Source organism: Stenotrophomonas sp. PvP093 (assembly GCF_017876915.1).
GTDB classification, from domain to species: Bacteria; Pseudomonadota; Gammaproteobacteria; order Xanthomonadales; family Xanthomonadaceae; genus Stenotrophomonas; species Stenotrophomonas muris.
Genome location: NZ_JAGIOX010000004.1, coordinates 2,535,800 through 2,553,794, shown reverse-complemented (window position 1 = coordinate 2,553,794; position 17,995 = coordinate 2,535,800). Strand labels below are relative to the sequence as shown.

At 68.5% G+C, this 17,995-nt stretch carries 14 protein-coding genes and 1 pseudogene; all 15 read right to left on the bottom strand.

Going from position 1 to position 17,995, the window contains the following annotated elements; genetic code table 11:
* Positions 1-107: 107 nt before the first annotated feature.
* On the bottom strand, positions 108-2,357 hold the full coding sequence (locus J3A72_RS14325) for a methyl-accepting chemotaxis protein (RefSeq protein WP_075076499.1): 2,250 nt from the start codon (positions 2,355-2,357) through the stop codon (positions 108-110).
* 371 nt (positions 2,358-2,728) lie between these two features.
* Positions 2,729-4,717, bottom strand: a complete 1,989-nt coding sequence (locus J3A72_RS14320) for a chemotaxis protein CheA (protein ID WP_014647024.1) — start codon at positions 4,715-4,717, stop codon at positions 2,729-2,731.
* A 45-nt stretch (positions 4,718-4,762) separates the two neighbouring features.
* The gene (locus tag J3A72_RS14315) at positions 4,763-5,128 is read right to left on the bottom strand and encodes a response regulator (RefSeq protein WP_005409521.1); all 366 of its coding nucleotides are present in this window, start codon (positions 5,126-5,128) and stop codon (positions 4,763-4,765) included.
* Positions 5,125-5,433 carry an STAS domain-containing protein gene (locus J3A72_RS14310; protein WP_209572044.1) on the bottom strand — a complete coding sequence of 103 codons (309 nt, stop codon included), beginning with the start codon at positions 5,431-5,433 and terminating at the stop codon, positions 5,125-5,127. Before J3A72_RS14310 ends, J3A72_RS14315 begins: the two co-directional genes overlap by 4 nt.
* Positions 5,434-5,718: 285 nt before the next feature.
* Positions 5,719-6,984: a chemotaxis protein CheW gene (locus tag J3A72_RS14305; protein ID WP_075076498.1), complete on the bottom strand. Its 1,266-nt coding sequence runs from the start codon at positions 6,982-6,984 to the stop codon at positions 5,719-5,721.
* A complete protein-coding gene (locus tag J3A72_RS14300) occupies positions 6,981-7,763 on the bottom strand; it encodes a ParA family protein (protein WP_014647028.1) in 783 nt (260 codons plus the stop codon). Before J3A72_RS14300 ends, J3A72_RS14305 begins: the two co-directional genes overlap by 4 nt.
* Before the next feature lie 175 nt (positions 7,764-7,938).
* A pseudogene (motD, locus tag J3A72_RS14295) lies at positions 7,939-8,784 on the bottom strand (flagellar motor protein MotD); the annotation flags it as partial.
* 1 nt (position 8,785) lies between these two features.
* Entirely contained in the window at positions 8,786-9,526 is a 741-nt protein-coding gene (locus J3A72_RS14290; protein WP_005409527.1) for a flagellar motor protein, read from the bottom strand.
* Between the two features lie 90 nt (positions 9,527-9,616).
* Positions 9,617-11,461, bottom strand: coding sequence for a chemotaxis protein CheA (locus J3A72_RS14285; protein ID WP_075076497.1), 1,845 nt, complete (start codon positions 11,459-11,461; stop codon positions 9,617-9,619).
* Between the two features lie 2 nt (positions 11,462-11,463).
* A complete protein-coding gene (locus J3A72_RS14280; RefSeq protein WP_006442968.1) occupies positions 11,464-12,069 on the bottom strand; it encodes a protein phosphatase CheZ in 606 nt (201 codons plus the stop codon).
* Entirely contained in the window at positions 12,069-12,461 is a 393-nt protein-coding gene (gene cheY, locus J3A72_RS14275; protein WP_005413247.1) for a chemotaxis response regulator CheY, read from the bottom strand. Before cheY ends, J3A72_RS14280 begins: the two co-directional genes overlap by 1 nt.
* 57 nt (positions 12,462-12,518) lie before the next feature.
* Positions 12,519-13,265 (bottom strand): RNA polymerase sigma factor FliA, encoded by a 747-nt coding sequence (locus tag J3A72_RS14270; RefSeq protein ID WP_075076496.1) that lies wholly within the window; start codon positions 13,263-13,265, stop codon positions 12,519-12,521.
* Positions 13,262-14,149 carry a P-loop NTPase gene (locus J3A72_RS14265; protein WP_032959426.1) on the bottom strand — a complete coding sequence of 296 codons (888 nt, stop codon included), beginning with the start codon at positions 14,147-14,149 and terminating at the stop codon, positions 13,262-13,264. The genes J3A72_RS14270 and J3A72_RS14265 overlap by 4 nt, the downstream gene beginning before the upstream one ends.
* Positions 14,136-15,752, bottom strand: coding sequence for a flagellar biosynthesis protein FlhF (gene flhF, locus J3A72_RS14260; RefSeq protein ID WP_046430441.1), 1,617 nt, complete (start codon positions 15,750-15,752; stop codon positions 14,136-14,138). Before flhF ends, J3A72_RS14265 begins: the two co-directional genes overlap by 14 nt.
* A gap of 145 nt (positions 15,753-15,897) precedes the next feature.
* Positions 15,898-17,958, bottom strand: coding sequence for a flagellar biosynthesis protein FlhA (gene flhA / locus J3A72_RS14255; RefSeq protein WP_153643679.1), 2,061 nt, complete (start codon positions 17,956-17,958; stop codon positions 15,898-15,900).
* Between the last annotated feature and the right edge of the window lie 37 nt (positions 17,959-17,995).

The following is a 17,995-nucleotide window of genomic DNA, read 5'->3' as shown; positions in this document are numbered from 1 at the left end:
GGATATCGGCTCGTGCACCGGATTATGAAGTGGGATTTGCATCACTTTCCACGCGTAAGGGGTCAGATCCCTTTCCCACAGGAAAGGGATCTGACCCCGTGCTTCTGTCAGAATTCCTGCCAGTCGCCGTCCGTGGCCAGCGCCGGCTGGGCCGTTGCCGTGCGCAGCGCACGTGCCGGGGCCGGCTTTGCCGCAGGCGCGGCGGCTGCGACCTGTCGCGGTACCGGTGCGGCCAGCGGGCGTGCCGGGATGGCCATCGTGCCCTGCGATGCCAGCCGGAAGCGGGCCACGGCTTCACCCAGCTGCACGGCCTGGTCTTCCATCGCGCGCGCCGCAGCAGTGGCTTCTTCCACCAGCGCAGCATTCTGCTGGGTGGTTTCGTCCATCTGCACCACGGTCTGGTTGACCTGCTCGATGCCCGCCGACTGTTCCTGCGAGGCCGCAGAGATCTCGGCCATGATGTCGGTCACGCGCTGCACCGAGGCGACGATCTCGCCCATGGTGCTGCCGGCCTGGTGGACCAGGGTGGAGCCTTCGGCAACCTTGCCGACCGAGTCGTCGATCAGGCCCTTGATCTCCTTGGCGGCGGCGGCCGAGCGCTGGGCAAGGGTGCGCACTTCGCTGGCGACCACGGCGAAGCCGCGGCCCTGTTCGCCGGCACGGGCGGCTTCCACTGCGGCATTCAGCGCCAGGATGTTGGTCTGGAAGGCAATGCCGTCGATGACCGAGATGATCTCGGCGATCTTCTTCGACGAGGCTTCGATGGCCGACATGGTGGTGACCACCTGGCCGACCACGTCACCGCCCTGCGAGGCGACACCGTGCGCGCCGATGGCGAGCTGGTTGGCCTGGCGGGCGTGCTCGGCGTTCTGGCGCACGGTGGAGGTCAGTTCCTCCATCGAGGCGGCGGTTTCTTCCAGGTTGGCGGCCTGCTGCTCGGTGCGGCGCGACAGGTCGCTGTTGCCGGAGGCGATCTCGCCGGCGGCCAGGGTGATGCTGGAGGCGCTGGCCTGGATCTGGCCGACGATCTGGGTCAGCTGTGCAACGGTGGTGTTGGCATCATCCCGCATGCGCGCGAACACGCCATTGAACTGGCCTTCCATGCGCGCGGTCAGGTCGCCGGCGGCGATCGACTGCAGCAGCTGCGAGAGCTGGCCGAGGTTGCCGTCGGCCACCTGCATCATGGTGTTGAGATGCTCGATCATCAGCTTGAAGTCATGCTGGAAACGCTGTGCGTCGCCGCGCTGGCTGAAGTCACCGGCAGCGGCCGCCGCGGCCAGCTGCTGGATCTGCGAATTGATCGCCAGCAGGCTGGCCTTGGCCGCGTCCATCGATTCGTGCAGGATCGCGCGGCTGCCGGGCAGGCGGCGTGCATCCGGGGTGAGATTGCCGATGGCGTACTGGTTGAGCACGTCGATGGCATCGCGGATCGCATCCAGGTGCTCGAAGATCACCGTATTGATGCCGCCGGCCAGCTGGCCATAGACACCCGGGAAATCTTCCGGAATGCGATGGCTGATGTCCGGTCCCGCGTGCATCTGTGCCATCAGCTGGGTCTGCTCGCTGAAGCGGCGGAGCATTGCGGTCATCTCGGTCGTGGCGGCCAGCATCCTGCCGGCTTCGTCCTTGCTGGTGGCCTGGGTGCTGACGCTGAGGTCGCCGCGGGCAACCGCCTGGATGGCATGCACGGCCTTGCCCAGCGGGCCGGTCACTGCACGCGAGATGACGATGGCCAGCGCGGCGGCCACCAGCGACAGCAGCACGATGCAGCCGATGATGGCGATCATGCTGGTGCGATGGGTGGCGTTGGCGTCGGCGATCTTGCCGTCCATCTGCCCGGCGATGTGGGTGCCCAGTGCCTTCATCGCAGCGAACAGGTCGCGGCGCGCCGGGCGTGACTGCTCATCGGAGATCTGCTGGGCCTGCGCGCCATCACCGGCGGCCACGGCGTCGCGCATCGCCTTGTTGGCGGCGAAGTAGCGATCCAGCTGGGTGCTGGCGGCGCGATACAGTTCGCGCTCCTTGTCCAGCGCCGGCAGCGCCGCGTACGCCGCCAGTTCGTCATGTACGGCCTTGGCGGTGTCGTCCATGCGCTTGTTGTAGTCGGCGACCTTCTCCGGCTGGTCGAGCATGCTCAGCTGGGCCAGTTCGTAGGTGCGGAACTCACCGAGCTGCGAGCGCGCCTCGCCCAGGTGCTGGACCGAGGGGATATCGTTGCCGGCCATCTCGCGCAGCTGTGCGTTGGCTTCGCTCAGTCGCAGCAGGGCGAACGCGCCGAGGACCAGGGTCATCAGGGTGGTAAGGGTGAACCCCACGGCCAGCTTGCGGGCGATGGGCAGATCTTGGAACCACTTCATGCAGGGTGCTCCAGGTGGGCAGAGTGCCGGCGTCTGTGCGCCGGTTTGGGGGTGGTTGCAGAGCGAACGGTGGTGCCCGGTGGGGTTCGGTGACGGCCGTCAAAGCGAAATAGCGGCGCAGTCCGGATGGACTTTATGGACGCATGTCACATTCGGTGTCGTAGGGATGACGGCGCGGAAGTGGCGCAGCGGCGGGGCTTTCGCTTGCATGGCGTAGTTGCATGCGAAAGCACGGCGCCGACGGAGTTCACGGAAGAGGTGGGGTCAGATCCCTTTCCGCAGGAAAGGGATCTGACCCCACCGCCGGGGAGCGCGCAAACAAAAACCGCCGCCCCGAAGGGCGGCGGTCCAGTACACGCATGCAGTGTGGATCAGGCGGCCTGCGGCATCCGCAGTGAACGCACCAGCCCGCCGATGTCGACGATCAATGCGACGCGGCCGTCGCCGAGAATGGTCGCACCGGACACCCCGCCGATGCGGCGGTAGTTGTTCTCGATGTTCTTCACCACCACCTGCTGCTGGCCGACCAGTTCGTCCACTTCCAGGGCGATCTTCTGGCCATCGCCCTCGACCACCACCACCAGCGATTCGCTGCCGGGTGCACGGTTGCCGTAGCCGTAGTACTCGCTCAGCGACAGGATCGGCAGGTATTCACCGCGCACGCGCAGCACGCGGCCTTCGCCGGCCATGCTGCGGATGTCCTCGGCTTGCGGCTGCAACGCCTCAAGCACATAGGCCAACGGCAGGATCAGGGTCTCACCGGCTACCGCCACGGTCATGCCATCGAGGATGGCCAGGGTGAGCGGCAGGCGGATCAGCGTGCGGGTGCCAGCGCCGAGGCTGCTTTCAATCTGCACCTCGCCCCCCAACGCCTGGATGTTGCGGCGGACCACGTCCATGCCGACGCCACGACCGGACAGGTCAGTGACTGCATCGGCCGTGGAGAAGCCGGGCTGGAAGATCAGGTCCCAGACCTGCGAATCGGTCGGGTTGTCCGGCACCGCCAGGCCGCGCTCGGTGGCCTTGGCCAGGATCTTGGCGCGGTCCAGGCCGCGACCGTCGTCGCTGACTTCGATGACGATGTGGCCGCCCTGGTGCGAGGCCGCCAGGGTGATCGTGCCGGTTTCGTCCTTGCCTGCACCGCGGCGCACGTCGGGCATTTCCAGGCCGTGGTCGATCGAGTTGCGCACCAGGTGCACCAGCGGATCGGCGATCTTCTCGATCAGGCCCTTGTCCAGCTCGGTACCTTCGCCGACGGTGCGCAGCCGCACCTGCTTGCCGAGGCGGCTGGACAGGTCGCGGACCAGGCGCGGGAAGCGACGGAACACCGCATCGACCGGCAGCATGCGCACGCCGATCACCGCTTCCTGCAGGTCGCGGGTGTTGCGTTCAAGCTGGTCCAGGCCAGCGAACAGGCTTTCGGCGTGGACCGGGTCCAGCGCATGCGAGACCTGCTTGAGCATGGCCTGGGTGATGACCAGTTCGCCGACCAGGTTGATCAGCGCGTCGACCTTGTCGACGCTGACGCGGATGGAGGTTTCCGCTTCCTGGCTGGCGCCACCGCTGGCGGCAGGCGCGGCGGGTGCCGACGGCGACGCTGCCGCCGGAGCGGGAGCAGCCGCGGCCGGCGCCTGGGTGGCCAGGCTCGGCGGTGCGGCCGGACGGATGTCCAGCTCGCAGTCGTCCAGTACCCACGCGAAGGTGTCTTCGATCTTGCTGCGCGGCACCTTGCCGACCAGACCCAGGTCCCACGCCAGGTGGGCTTCGAGCGGATCGAGCTGCGCGAAGCCCGGCAGGCGGTCCATGCGCGCGGCGACCTGCAGCGAACCGAGGTGTTCCAGTTCGCGGATGATGCGCAGCGGGTCGTTGCCGCTCATGAACAGCGACGGCGCCGGGGTGAAGCCGATCTGCCAGGCTTCCGGCGTATCGTCCACCTTGGCTGCGGCGGCCGCCGGGGCGCTCGCTGCGGCCTGGCCGGACAGAACCGCCTCCAGGCGTGCCTTCACCGCAGCGACGGCAGCCGGATCGGCAGCCTGGCCATGTTCGGCTTCGCGCAGCAGGGCGCGCAGCACGTCCACCGAAGACAGCATGGCGTCGACGGCGTGGCCTTCCAGTGCCCGCTTGCCGGCGCGCAGCTCATCGAGCAGCGTTTCCAGCACGTGGGTCAGGCCGGCGATCGCGTCGAAGCCGAAGGTGCCGGCGCCGCCCTTGATCGAATGGGCAGCGCGGAACACCGAATTGATGATCTCCGCGTCCTGCTGCCCCGATTCCAGGGCCAGCAGGCCAGCCTCCATCGCGTCGAGGCCTTCGCGGCTCTCCTCGAAGAAGGTGGCGTGGAAGCGTTGCAGGTCCATGCTCATGGCAGTGGTGGTCCGGAAGCGAAGAGGGGGAGCGGTGCCGGGCGATCAGCCCAGCACTTTCTGCACGGTGGCGACCAGCTGTTCGGGATTGAACGGCTTGACCAGCCAACCCGTAGCGCCAGCGGCCTTGCCTTCGGACTTCTTGTCGGCGGCAGATTCGGTGGTCAGCATCAGCAGCGGGGTGAACTTGTAGTCCGGCAGCTGGCGCAGTTCGCGGATCAGCGCGATGCCATCCATGTTCGGCATGTTGACGTCGGTAACCACCGCATTGAAGCGCTGGCCCTTGGCGCGACCGAGCGCGACCGCGCCGTCTTCAGCTTCTTCGACGGCAAAACCGGCCGAGGTGAGGGCGAAGGACACCATCTGGCGCATCGACGCCGAATCGTCCACCACCAAGATACGTGCGCTCATGCAGCGTTCTCCACAGATTTCAGGTTGTCATGGGTTACGTCCAGGCCGAGGGCCTGGGTGACGCCCAGCAGGCGCGCGGCGTCACGGAAGGTTGCAGTGCAACCGTGGAAGCCGGTGCCCAGGCCTGCCTCGCGGCGGGCCTGCACGAACGCACACAGCACCTGCACGGCGGCCGTGTGGATGCGGGCGACCTGGCTGGCATCCAGGGTCAGCTCGCCTGCCTGCTCCACCAGGGGGGCAAGGCGGTTCTTGAGCTCGGTAGTGCTCTCGATGCCGAGATCCCCATCCAGTTCGACAGTGCTCATCGTTGCTCCGGACAAACGGTTCCGTGATCCATAACGGCATCCCGGTGGGGTTCTTTAGAAGAATCGACGCGGTGCGTCGATGTGGTCGCTGTTGAAAAGGGGACGGAGGGGATTAAGTCGCAAGCGACCTGGCTCTGCCGCAGCCCCCTCGGCAACGGCGACCGCGCAGTGGGGATGTAAGGTGTTGATCCAACGGATCAACTCCTTGCGTCCCCGACAGGCACCGCTTCGGCGCCAAGCGCCGAGCCACTTGCGACTTAATCCCCTCCGTCCCCTTTTTGGGGGTCAGCTCAACAGCCGTGTGGCGTCCAGCAGGATCATCGGGCGCTGGCTGACGCGGGCCACGCCGCGGAACAGGTCGTTGGAAATCTGGCAGATGCGTGCGGTATCGGGAGGTTCGATCTGCGAATCGGTGAGGTTGGCGACATCTTCCACCGCCGACACGCGCAGGCCGATGGTCTCGCCGTCTTCTTCCAGCACCACGATGCGGGTCTGGGCGTCGTCCTCGGCGGCAGCCGCGCCCAGGTGCAGGCCCAGATCCATCACCGGAACCACCTGGCCGCGCAGGTTCATGATGCCGAGCATGGCGGCAGCGGTGCCGCGCAACGGCAGTAGCGGCACCGGCAGCACGACCTCCTGGACCTTCAGCAGTTCCAGCGCATAGGCCTGGGTGCCGCAGCGCAGGCGCAGCCAGCGCGAGGTGCGTTCACCGGCGCGACGGTTCTGCGGATGCGGGCTGCGGGCCGGTTGGTGGGCCTGCGCCTGCAGCTCCTGCCAGGTGCCGGGGCGGTTGCCTGCGGGTGCATCGACGGCGACGCGCGGCGGCGGCGTGGCGGCGCGTGCGGCCGGGGCCGGTGCAGGGCGTGCCGCCGGGGGGGGCACCGGCGCTGCGACCACGGCGGGCGGCGGCGCAGGCACGTCTTCGCCACCAGCGGCTGCCTCGAAGGCGGCCTGCAGGCCGGGGCTGTCGGTGTGGGCGAGACGATGGCTGTCCGCCGGGTCGGTCTCGTAGATCACTTCGTCCGGCAGATCGTCCCAGGTGGGTTCCGGGCCGGTGTTCGCAGCGGCCGCAGCGGGTGCCGGCGCGGTTTCGTGGATGACCTCGTCGGGCAGGTCATCCCAGGTCGGCTCGCGTTCGGTGGACGAGGCGCTGGCCGGCGCGGCGGCGGCCTCGAAGGCGGCCTCCAGTGCAGCCTCATCCTCGGCCGGGGCCGCGACGACGGCATCCGTTTCGTAGACCACTTCAGCGGGCAGGTCGTCCCACGTGGGTTCGCGTTCGGCATCGATCACGCTGACGGGCGCGGACGCGGCATCGAAAGCGGCTTCCAGTGCGGCATTGTCCACGGCAGGGGCAGCGGCAACGCTCTCGGTTTCGGTTTCGTAGATCACCTCGGCCGGCAGGTCATCCCAGGTGGGTTCGCGTTCGGCGGCGGCTTCGGTGGCCGTGGCCGGGGCGGTGCTGATCGGCGCGGGGAGGGGAGCGGCGGCCGGGGCGATCGCCTCGCCCAGCAGTTCGTCCAGGTAGTCGTCGAGGATGCCGGTGCTGTTCATGCGGCCTGCTCCAGGGCGCGGGCATCCTCGCCGAGGATCCAGTTCAAGGCGCGCCGGTAGGCAGCCAGGCCACGCCCCGGGTAGTCTTCGCCGACGCTCGGCAGGGTCAGCCCGGCGGCGTTGCTGATGCGGGTGTCGATCGGAATCGCGTCTTCCCAGACGCGGCTGCCATGGCGGTCCTGCATGGTGCGCAGCGATTCGTTGCCGGCGCGGGTGCGGCGGTCGAACAGGGTTGGCAGGATCGAGATCGGCAGCGGCCGGCGGCGCGAACGCTCGACCATCTCGCCGGTGCGGACCATGCCATCCAGGCCGTGCAGCGCCAGCGGCTCGGCCTGGGTCGGAATGATCAGGCGATCGGCGGCAGCCAGTGCGTTGATCATCAGCAGGCCGAGCGTCGGTGCGCAGTCCAGCAGGATGTAGTCGTGCTGGCCCTGGTGGCGCGCCAGCGCGTTCTGCAGGGCCAGGCCGAGGCCGGGTTGGTTGGCGCTACGGCGTTCCAGCGTGGCCAGCGCGGACTGCGCGCAGACGTAGTCCAGGCCCTGGATGTTGCTGGCATGGCACAGGCCGGACAGGTCCGCCGGCGGTGCGCCGAACAGCTCCAGCACGCCGGCCGGCGGCGGGTCCACCGGCACGCCGAAGGCGCGGCTGAGCGAAGCATGCGGGTCGAGGTCGATCAGCAGCACGCGATGGCCGAGCGCGGCCAGGCCGCGGCCGAGGGCGAGGGTGGTGGTGGTCTTGCCGACTCCGCCCTTCTGGTTGGCGACTGCCCAGATGCGCATCGGATTACTCCTTCATTGCCGGGGGAACGGCGGCGCCGACGCGGCTGCCAGCCGGCACCGGTGGCAACGTCACCGGTGCGATGGGGGAGGTGGGGGCGCTGGCCGGCGTTGCGGCGGCCTGTTCGGTGACGGTGCTGCCGGTGGCGCCGGTGGCTGCGTTCAGGCGCTGGCCGAGCGGGTCCACCGAATGCGAGGTGTCGGCCAGGATGATGACCATCACCCGGCGGTTGCGGTTGCGGCCCTGTGCGCTGTCGTTCTCTTCGCGAGGGCGGAACTGGCCATAGCCGACCATCGCCAGCCGCGACGGCTGCACGCCCTGGTCGGCGAACAGATGCACCACGCTGGCGGCGCGTCCGGCCGACAGCTCCCAGTTCGACGGGAAGGTGGCGGTGGCGATCGGCACGTTGTCGGTGTGGCCTTCCACGCGCACGCTGTTGGGCACGTCGCGCAGCACCTCGGCCAGGCTGGCCAGGGTCTGCCGCGCATGTACGTCCAGTGCGGCCGAGCCGGTGGGGAACAGGATGTCGCTGTTGATCTCGACCTCGATCCACAGTTCCGTGCGGCGCACGCTGATCATGCCGCGGTCGATCAGCGGCGCCAGGGCGGCGGTGAGGCGGTCGGCAATCGTGTTGAGCTGGCGCTCGGCACGGGCGATCTGCTCCTGGTTGTGCACCGACACCGGCATGCGCATCTGCGAGGCCATCGACGGCAGCAGCGTCGGGTCGTGCGAGGGCGCCGGCGCGGACGGTCCGATCTTGGTGCCGGACTTGATCACCGACGGGCTGTCCCAGCCGCCACCCTGCACCTGCTTGTTGCCCACCTGCACCGGATTGATCGTGCGCGGCGCGCCACCGAAGGCATCGGTGAGCGCGTCAGCCATGATCCGGTACTTGCCCTCGTTCACCGACGAGATCGCGTACATGACCACGAAGAAGGCGAGCAGCAGCGTCATCAGGTCGGCATAGGGGATCGCCCATGCTTCGTGGTTGGCGTGCTCTTCGTGGTGCTTGCGGCGGGCCATGTCAGTGCAGGAAGCCGGAGAGGTTGGTTTCGATGTTGCGCGGGTTCTCGCCCTGGGCGATCGAGATCAGGCCTTCGATGACCATTTCGCGGTCGCGCGTGTTGTGCGAGATCACGCTCTTGAGCTTGGCGGCGATCGGCAGGAACAGCAGGTTGGCCGAGGCGATGCCGTAGATCGTGGCGGTGAACGCCGCAGCGATGCCGTGGCCGAGCTTGCTCGGGTCGGCCAGGTTCTTCATCACCGCGATCAGGCCCAGCACGGCGCCGATGATGCCGAGCGTCGGTGCGTAGATGCCCATCGCTTCGAACACCTTGGCGCCGGCCTGGTCCTGGTGTTCCTGGCTGCCCAGTTCGATTTCCAGCATGTGCCGCATCGATTCGGGCTCGACACCGTCCACCAGCAGCTGCAGGCCCTTGCGCAGGAACGGGTCCTGCTGCGCTTCCACCTGCGATTCCAGGCCGAGCAGGCCCTGGCGGCGGGCGATGTTGCTCCACTCGACGATCTGCTGGATCAGTTCGCGGCGATCGCTGTGCGGCGGGCGCACGACCCAGCGCACGATCTTGAACGCATGCTTGAACACCGCCGGCGAGGTGTGCAGCAGGATCGCGGCAACGGTGCCGACGATGACGATCACGAACGCCGCAGGCGACCACAACGACGCCAGGCCGGCGCCCTTGAGGATGCTGCCGCCGACCAGCGAGGCCAGGGCGAGAAAGAGTCCAATGAGGCTGAGTCTATCCATGGATCCGGTATCGGCTTGTATGAATGGGACTTGAGACACCGGTACGGGCTACTGGTGCGACTTCACGGTTTTACGGGTTCAGCAAGCGGGTCAGTCGTGCGGGCTGCGCAGGCCATCCACATCCAGGATCAGCGCCATGCGACCATCGCCGATCAAGGTTGCACCGGCGTAACCGCGCAGGCCGCGCAGGGCCTTCGGCAGTGGTTTGATGACCACTTCCTCGCGCCCACGGACCTGGTCCACGACCAGGCCGAAGCGCGCTTCGCCGGCCTGCAGCACCACGATGGTCAGCAGGGTCGATGCGGCCGGCGTCACATCCAGCCACTGCCGCAGATCGACCAGTGGCAGCGTGTGCGAACGGCGGTCGAGCACGGCACGGCCATCGAACCAGCCCAGCGAGGTGGGCGGCGCGTGCAGTACCTCCATCACGCGCGCCAGCGGCAGCGCATAGACGTCCTCGCCGGCCTGCACCAGCAGGGTCGGCAGGATCGCCAGGGTCAGCGGCACGCGGATCAGGAAGCGGCTGCCGCGGCCCAGCTCCGACTGGATCTGGATCTGCCCGCTGAGTTCGCGGATGCGCGACTGCACCACGTCCATGCCGACGCCGCGCCCGGAAATATCCGTGACCTGCTGCTTGGTCGAGAAGCCGGGCAGGAACACCAGGTGCAGGCACTCCTCGCTGCTCAGGCGGGCGGCGGCTTCCGGATCGATCAGGCCCTTCTCGCGTGCCTTCGCGCGCAGCTTTTCCGGATCGATGCCGGCGCCATCGTCCTGCACCTCGATGCTGACGTAGTCACCTTCCTGCTGCGCCGACAACCGCACATGGCCCATCCGCGGCTTGCCCTGCGCTTCGCGCAGGTCGGGCATTTCCACGCCATGGTCGATGGCGTTGCGGACCAGGTGCACCAGCGGGTCGGCCAGCGCTTCGACCAGGTTGCGGTCGAGCTCGGTCTCGGCGCCGATCAGCTCCAGGTCCACTTCCTTCTTCAGCGAGCGGGCGACGTCGCGGGCGACCTTGGGGAAGCGCGAGAATACCTTGCCCACCGGCTGCATGCGGGTGCGCATCACCGCCGACTGCAGGCGCGCGGTGGCGATGTCCAGGGTGGACACGGCGCGGTCCAGCTCCTCGTCGCGCAGGCGCGCACGCAGGGTCTTGAGCCGGTTGCGCGACAGCACCAGTTCGCCGATCAGGTTGACGATCGCATCCAGGCGCTTGGTGTCCACGCGCACGGTGTGTTCGGCTTCGGCCAGCGGCTTGGCGGCCGGCTTGGCCACCGGTGCCGGTGCGGCGGCCGGGCGCGGGGCGGCGATCGGTGCCGGCGCCACCGCAGCCGCGGGCCTGGCGCCGGGTGCGGCGCCACCGTGCAGCTGGTCGAGCAGGGCTTCGAACTCATCTTCGCTGATCAGGCCGTCGTCGGCCTTCTTTGCCGGCGCCACCGCAGTCGGTGCGTTGCCACCGTGCAGCTGGTCGAGCAGCGCCTCGAACTCGTCGTCGGTGATCAGGTCGCCGGCACCGGCCGCCGGTGCGGCGGCAGCGGCGGCAGGCGCTGCTGCACCTCCATGCACGTCGAACTGGGCGATCAGGTCCGGCGGTGCATAGCCCGGCTCGGTGCCGCAAGACACGGCATCGAGCATCGACTGCAGGTAGTCCAGCGATTGCTGGGCGGCGTCGAAGTGATGGGCCTGCAGCACGGCCTGGCCGGCACGTGCAGCGCCCAGCGCTTCTTCAGCGGCGTGGCACAGCTCGACCATGGCGGTGACACCGAGGAAACCCGCACCGCCCTTGAGCGTGTGGTAGCCCCGGAACACCGCGTTGAGCTGTTCGGTGTCCTGCGGTGCCTGCTCCAGCGACACCAGCTGTTCGCCGAGGCGATCCAGGATTTCCTGTGCCTCGATGATGAAATCGGCAGTGATGTCGTCGGATACCGCGCTCATGCTTACAGCCCCAGATCCGACAACAGGTCGTCGGCGTCGTTCTGCGAGACCGCGTGGCGGTCCAGTCCCTTCAGTGCCGGCCCGGCCAGTTCCGGGTCGGTGCGATGCTGTTCCGGCGGCAGGCCGAGCGCGCCGAAGCCTTCATGCACGCGGCGGACGATGCCGACCACGCGACGGATGATCTGCCCGGTCAGGTCCTGGTAGCTCTGGGTCAGGGCGATCTCGGTCAGGTTGTGGCGGATGCGCTCCAGCTGCGCGTCCTGGCCTGGCTGCAGGCCTTCGGCGCGCAGCTGCTCGGTCAGGCTGCGGCATTCCTCGGCCAGGTCCAGGGTGCGGTGGGTGGCCTGTTCGGTCATCGCCACCACGTGGTCCAGGCGTGCGCACGCATCGTCCAGTTCGCCGGCCTCGCTGGGCACGGTCGGCAGTTCGCCCAGGGCCTGCCCCAGCTCGCGGGCCAGCCGCGAGAGGCCGCTCATCATCGGCTGCGTGCGCAGCGCGACCAGTCCGTCGATGCGTTGCCGCCAGGCGGCTTCGTCACCGGACTCCAGGGCATCCAGGGCTTCCTGCAGGCGCAGGGCGAGGGCGTTCTTGTCGACCGTGGTATCCATCAGGCGCTGGCCGCCAGGCGTTCGAAGATCTTGCCCAGCTTCTCTTCCAGCGTCTGCGCGGTGAACGGCTTGATGATGTAGCCGTTCACGCCGTTCTGGGCCGCTTCGATGATCTGCTCGCGCTTGGCTTCGGCGGTGACCATCAGCACGGGCAGGGTCTTCAGCTTGGCGTCGGCACGGATCGCCTTGAGCAGTTCGATGCCGGTCATCACCGGCATGTTCCAGTCGGTGACGACGAAATCGAAGGGCTGGCTCTGCAGCAGCGACAGCGCGGCATGCCCGTCCTCGGCTTCGGCGGTGTTGGTGAAGCCCAGATCGCCCAGCAGGTTCTTGACGATTCGACGCATGGTCGAGAAGTCGTCGACGATGAGGATGCGCATGTTCTTGTTCAAAGCAGAGTTCCTTTGTTGTTCATTCCGGGCGACCGGGGGCAGTCGCCTCGGGGATGTTCATTCTTCCAGGCCGGCGTCGACGGCCTCGAAAATCTTCAGGCGGCCGCGCAGGCGCAGCACGGCCTGGCCATGGATCTGGCAGACCCGCGACTCGCTCACGCCGAGCACCGCGCCGATCTCCTTCAGGTTCAGCTCCTGCTCGTAGTACAGCGAGAGCACCAGCTGTTCGCGCTCGGGCAGGTGGCCGATGGCCTTGCCCAGCTCACGGCCGAACTCGCCGCGCTCCAGCACCTGTTGTGGAGTCGGGCCGCCCTGGGCGACGGTATCCAGTTCGCCCTGGTCTTCGATGCGCGACTCCAGGCTCAGCACCTGGCCACGTGCGGCGTCTTCCATCAGGCGCAGGTACTCGGGCAGCGGCATCTCCATCGCGGCGGCCACTTCGGTGGCGCTGGCGGCACGGCCCGTGCTCTGTTCCAGGCCGCGGATGGTGGCGGCGGCATCACGGGCACGGCGGTGCACCGAGCGCGGCACCCAGTCGCCACGGCGGATCTCGTCGATCATCGAGCCGCGGATGCGGATCGAGGCATAGGTCTCGAACGAGGCGCCCTGGTCGGCGTCGTAGCTGCGCGAGGCTTCGATCAGGCCCATCATGCCGGCCTGGATCAGATCATCGACTTCGACGCTGGCCGGCAGGCGCGCGGCCAGGTGGTGGGCGATGCGTCGCACCAGGTCCGAATGCTGGGCGATGACCTCGTTGGCCGCCGAGCGCTGGACTTCCCTGTACTGGTGGGCTGCGCCTTTCATGCGGCCACCCCACGCTGCTTGAGGATGCGTTCGAGGAAGAACTCGACGCCACCGCGCGGTTCGGTCGGTGCCTGCCAGCGCGCGGTGCGGCGTGCGATCTCGGTGATCGCCAGCGCCGACGGGCTGGACGGATAGGCCTTCACCACCGGCTGCTGGCGCTGCACCGACAGGCGCAGCCAGTCATCCTGCGGCACGCAGCCCAGGTAGTTCAGCGAGACATCGGCGAGGAACTTCTCGCAGACGCGGGTCAGCTTCTCGTACAGCACGCGGCCCTCGTTCGGGTCGCGCACCATGTTGGCCACCACCTGGACGCGGTCCACGCCGCGCTCGCGCGACAGCACCTTGATCAGTGCGTAGGCGTCGGTGATCGAGGCCGGTTCGTCACAGACCACCACCACGGTGTCCTGCGCGGCCTGGCAGAAGGTCAGCACGCCGTCGGTGATGCCTGCGGCGGTATCGACCACCATGATGTCCAGCTCGCGTTCCAGTTCGGAGAACACGTTGACCAGGCCGACATGCTCGGCCGGGGCAAGCTCGGCCATGTGCCGGCGGCCGGAAGCGGCCGGGACCACCAGCACGCCGTTCGGGCCTTCGACGATGACGTCGTCCAGCGAGCAGCGGCCGGCCACCAGGTCGGCCAGCGTAAAGGTGGGGTTCAAGCCCAGGATCACGTCGATGTTGGCCAGGCCGAGGTCGGCGTCCAGCAGCAGCGTGCGCTTGCCCATGCCCGCCAGCGCCACCGCCAGGTTGGCGGACACATTCGTCTTGCCCACGCCGCCCTTGCCGCCGGTCACCGCGATGGTGCGCACAGGGCCGAGCGGCTCGCTGCGGGTGGCCGACAGCGGGAAGGTCTTGGTCAGCTTGGCGTACTCACGCGACGGCATGGTTCAACTCCGGGTTGCAGGGCATATCGGCCGCTCGGCGCAAATCTTCAAGGCGAAGTACAAGATTGGCTGCACTGGCCCGGTGCAGGTCCTCCGGGACGTCCTGGCCATCGGTCACCCAGGTGATCGGCAGGGCGTGGTCCACGGCCACCGACAGGGCGTTGCCGAAGCGGCCGGTCTCGTCCAGCTTGCTCAGCACCAGGCCCTGCAGGTTGGCCGCACCGAAGCGGCGCACCACCTCGTCCATGTCGCCGAAGCTGGTGTTGGCCGGCAGCACCAGCAGGGTGCGCACCTGGCGCGCGGCGCGCAGCCACTGCAGCTGGGCGGCCAGGGCACGGTCGCGCGGGCCCAGGCCGGCGGTATCGATCAGCACCAGCTTGTAGTCCTTCAAGCGTTCCAGCAGCTGGTCCAGGTCGGTGCCGCTGTTGGCCTCGTGCACGGCGATGCCGAGCTGGCGGCCGTAGCCATACAGCTGTTCACGGGCGCCGATGCGGGTGGTGTCGGTGGTGACCAGGGCGACGTCACGCGGGGCGTGCTTCTCGGCGAAGCGCGAGGCCAGCTTGGCGATGGTGGTGGTCTTGCCGGCGCCGGTCGGGCCGACCAGCGCGATCACGCCGCCTTCTTCCAGCGGGTCGACCGGGGCGATCGGCAGCTTGCGCGAGATCAGCCCCAGCATCAGGCCGCGGCCACGATGGGCTTCGGTTTCCAGCGGGATCTGCATGGCCACGTCGCGGGCCAGCCCGGCGTCGAAACCGTACTCGTCCATCAGGTCCAGCGCGGTGGCGCGCACCGGGCTGCCACGCAGGCGCTCATCGGTGAAGCGGTTCATCTCGCGCTCGATCACCTGGCGCATGCCGGCCACTTCCTGGCGCAGCTGGCGGATCTCGGCGTCGTCCTGGGCAACCACGGTCAGCGTCGGTGCCGGGGCCAGCATGGGGGCCGGGCTGGCCTCGATAGCGGCTTCGACCGCTGCCGGTTCGCTGGCGGCGATCCCGGGCTGCGCGTCGATCACGGCAGCGGTCGGCAGCGGCGGCGGCAGCACGGCCGGGGCCACGCTTTCGTGATGCGCCTCGTGCGGCGGGTCGATCTGGAAGCGCGCGCGGTTGGCCGGCACGGTTGCGGCCGGTGCAACGATGGCCTCGGCGAACGGGGCGAAGATCTGGTCCGGCGGTGCCGGTTCGTTGACGGCGGCGCGGGCCAGGGTGGCGGCGAAGCCGGTGCTGCCCCGGGTCGGCACGATCTCGTCGGCGCTGTCCAGGGTGCGGCCGGTGGCACCGACGGCGGCGCGGGCGAGGGCGGCCACTGCCGAGGTGGTGGCCGCGACCGGTTCCGGCGCCGGGGTGCTGCTGCGGCGGCGGGTGACGGCGGCGATCACCGCGTCGGCGGCGGTGCGCGGCTTGGGTGCCGGCGGCGGTGCAACGTCACGGCGCGAGGCTTCCAGTGCACGCTGCACGGCGCTCTCGTCGTAGTTGGCGGCGGCGACGATCTCGATGCCTTCCTCGATCCGGCGGTTGGACAGGATCACGGCGTCAGGACCATGTTCCTTGCGCACTAGGTTCATGGCCGAGCGCATGTCGGCGGCGACGAATCGTTTGATTTTCATGCTGTGGTCACGGGGCGAAGACGGCGGGGTGGCGGTCGGAGAACTCGGGTGGTCGGTGGTCTGCACGGTGCGGGTTCCCCTTGGTATCTGTCTGTTGCGTTGGTTCGAAAGTGGTGTCTGTTTTCTGGCGCATCGCAGGGCGGCGTCAGCTGATCGTTCCGACCAGCTTCAGGCGCTTGTCCTCCGGCACCTCGCTGTAGGCCAGGACCGACAGCGACGGAACGCTGTGGCGGACCAGGCGGGCCAGCGCGGCGCGCACCGGGCCAGGTACCAGCACGACCGCGGGCTCGTTGCGGGCTTCCTGCTTGCTGACACATTCGGCCAGGCTCTGGTGCAGTCGCTCAGCGAGTCCGGGTTCCAGCGCGGCGCCGTTGCCCTGCGTGGACTCCTGCAAGACACGTTCCAATTGCGGGTTGAGGGTGAATACCGGCAGCTCCGCCGACATTCCGGCGATCTCCTGCACGATGAAGCGGCCCAGTGCGGTGCGAACAGCGGCGGTCAGCACGGCCGGGTCCTGGCTGCTGGGCGCATGTTCGACCAGTGCCTCGGCGATCTTGCGCAGCTGGCGGATCGGAATGCGCTCGACCAGCAGGTTCTGCAGCACGCGCACCACCGCCGACAGCGGCAACGCCTTCGGCGTCAGATCTTCGACGAGCTTGGGCGCGCTCTTGGCCAGGTTGGCCAGCAGGTGCTGCACTTCTTCGTGGCCGAGCAGTTCCGGCGCGTGCTCACGGATCAGGTGCGACAGATGGGTGGCGACCACGGTGGCCGGATCGACCACGGTGTAGCCCAGCGTTTCTGCCTGGGCGCGCTGGTGCGGCTGGATCCAGGTGGCGTCCAGGCCGAACGCGGGGTCCTTGCCGGCGATGCCTTCCAGCGCGCCGAGCGCGCTGCCCGGGTCCAGCGCCAGCTCGCGGTCGGGGTGGATCTCGGCGGTGGCCACCGGCACGCCGTGCACCAGCACGCGGTAGCCGTTGGCCGGCAGTTCCAGGTTGTCGCGGATGTGCACCGACGGGATCAGGAAGCCGACATCCTGGGTCAGCTTGCGGCGCACGCCCTTGATGCGCGCCATCAGTTCGCCGCCCTGGTTGCTGTCCACCAGCGGGATCAGCCGGTAGCCGACCTCCAGGCCCAGCGGATCGACCGGGCGCAGTTCGTCCCAGCTCAGTTCGGCAGTCGGTGCCGGTGCGGCCGGGCGGCCGAGTGCGTTGAGTGCGGCGGCATCGGTGCCACCGCCTGCCGCATCGGCAGCCGGCGCCTTGCCCTTGCGGTACAGCTTCCAGGCGATGAAGCCGAGGATCGCGGCCAGCGTCAGGAAAGCGACGTTGGGCATGCCCGGCACCAGGCCGACCACGCCGATGATGCCGGCGGTGATCGCCAGCGCACGGTACTGGCCGAACACCTGGCCGGTCATGGCCTGGGCCATGTCCTGCGAGCGCGAGGCGCGGGTAACCAGCATGGCCACGGCGCTGGAGACCAGCAGGGCCGGCAGCTGCGCTACCAGGCCGTCACCGATCGACAGCAGGGTGTAGGTGGCGGCGGCTTCGCCGAACGGCATGCCATGCTGCAGCACGCCCACGGCCAGGCCGCCGAGCATGTTGATGAACAGGATCAGGATGCCGGCAATGGCATCGCCGCGGATGAACTTGCTGGCGCCGTCCATCGCACCGTAGAAGTCGGCTTCCTCACGCACTTCCTCGCGGCGCAGCTTGGCTTCTTCACGCGTCAGCAAACCGGCGTTGAGGTCGGCGTCGATCGCCATCTGCTTGCCGGGCATCGCGTCCAGGATGAAGCGCGCGGTCACTTCCGAAACGCGGCCGGCACCCTTGGTAATGACCACGAAATTGATGATGGTCAGGATCGCGAACACCACGATGCCGACCGCATAGTTGCCGCCGATCACGAATTCACCGAAGGCGGCGATGACCTTGCCCGCGGCATCATGGCCGTTCTGGCCGTTCAGCAGGATCACGCGGGTGGAGGCCACGTTCAGCGCCAGCCGCAGCATGGTGGTGATCAGCAGCACGATCGGGAAGATGGTGAAGTCCAGCGGGCGCTTCACGTAGACCACCGCCAGCAGCACCATCAGCGAGATGGCGATGTTGAAGGTGAACAGCGCATCGAGCACCGGCGCGGCCAGCGGCACCACGACCATGGCCAGCAGGGCCAGCACGATCAGCGGCGCGCCAAGGCCCTGGCGGATCATTTCCAGGGCGCGGCGGGTGTTGAAACCGGCGGAGGGC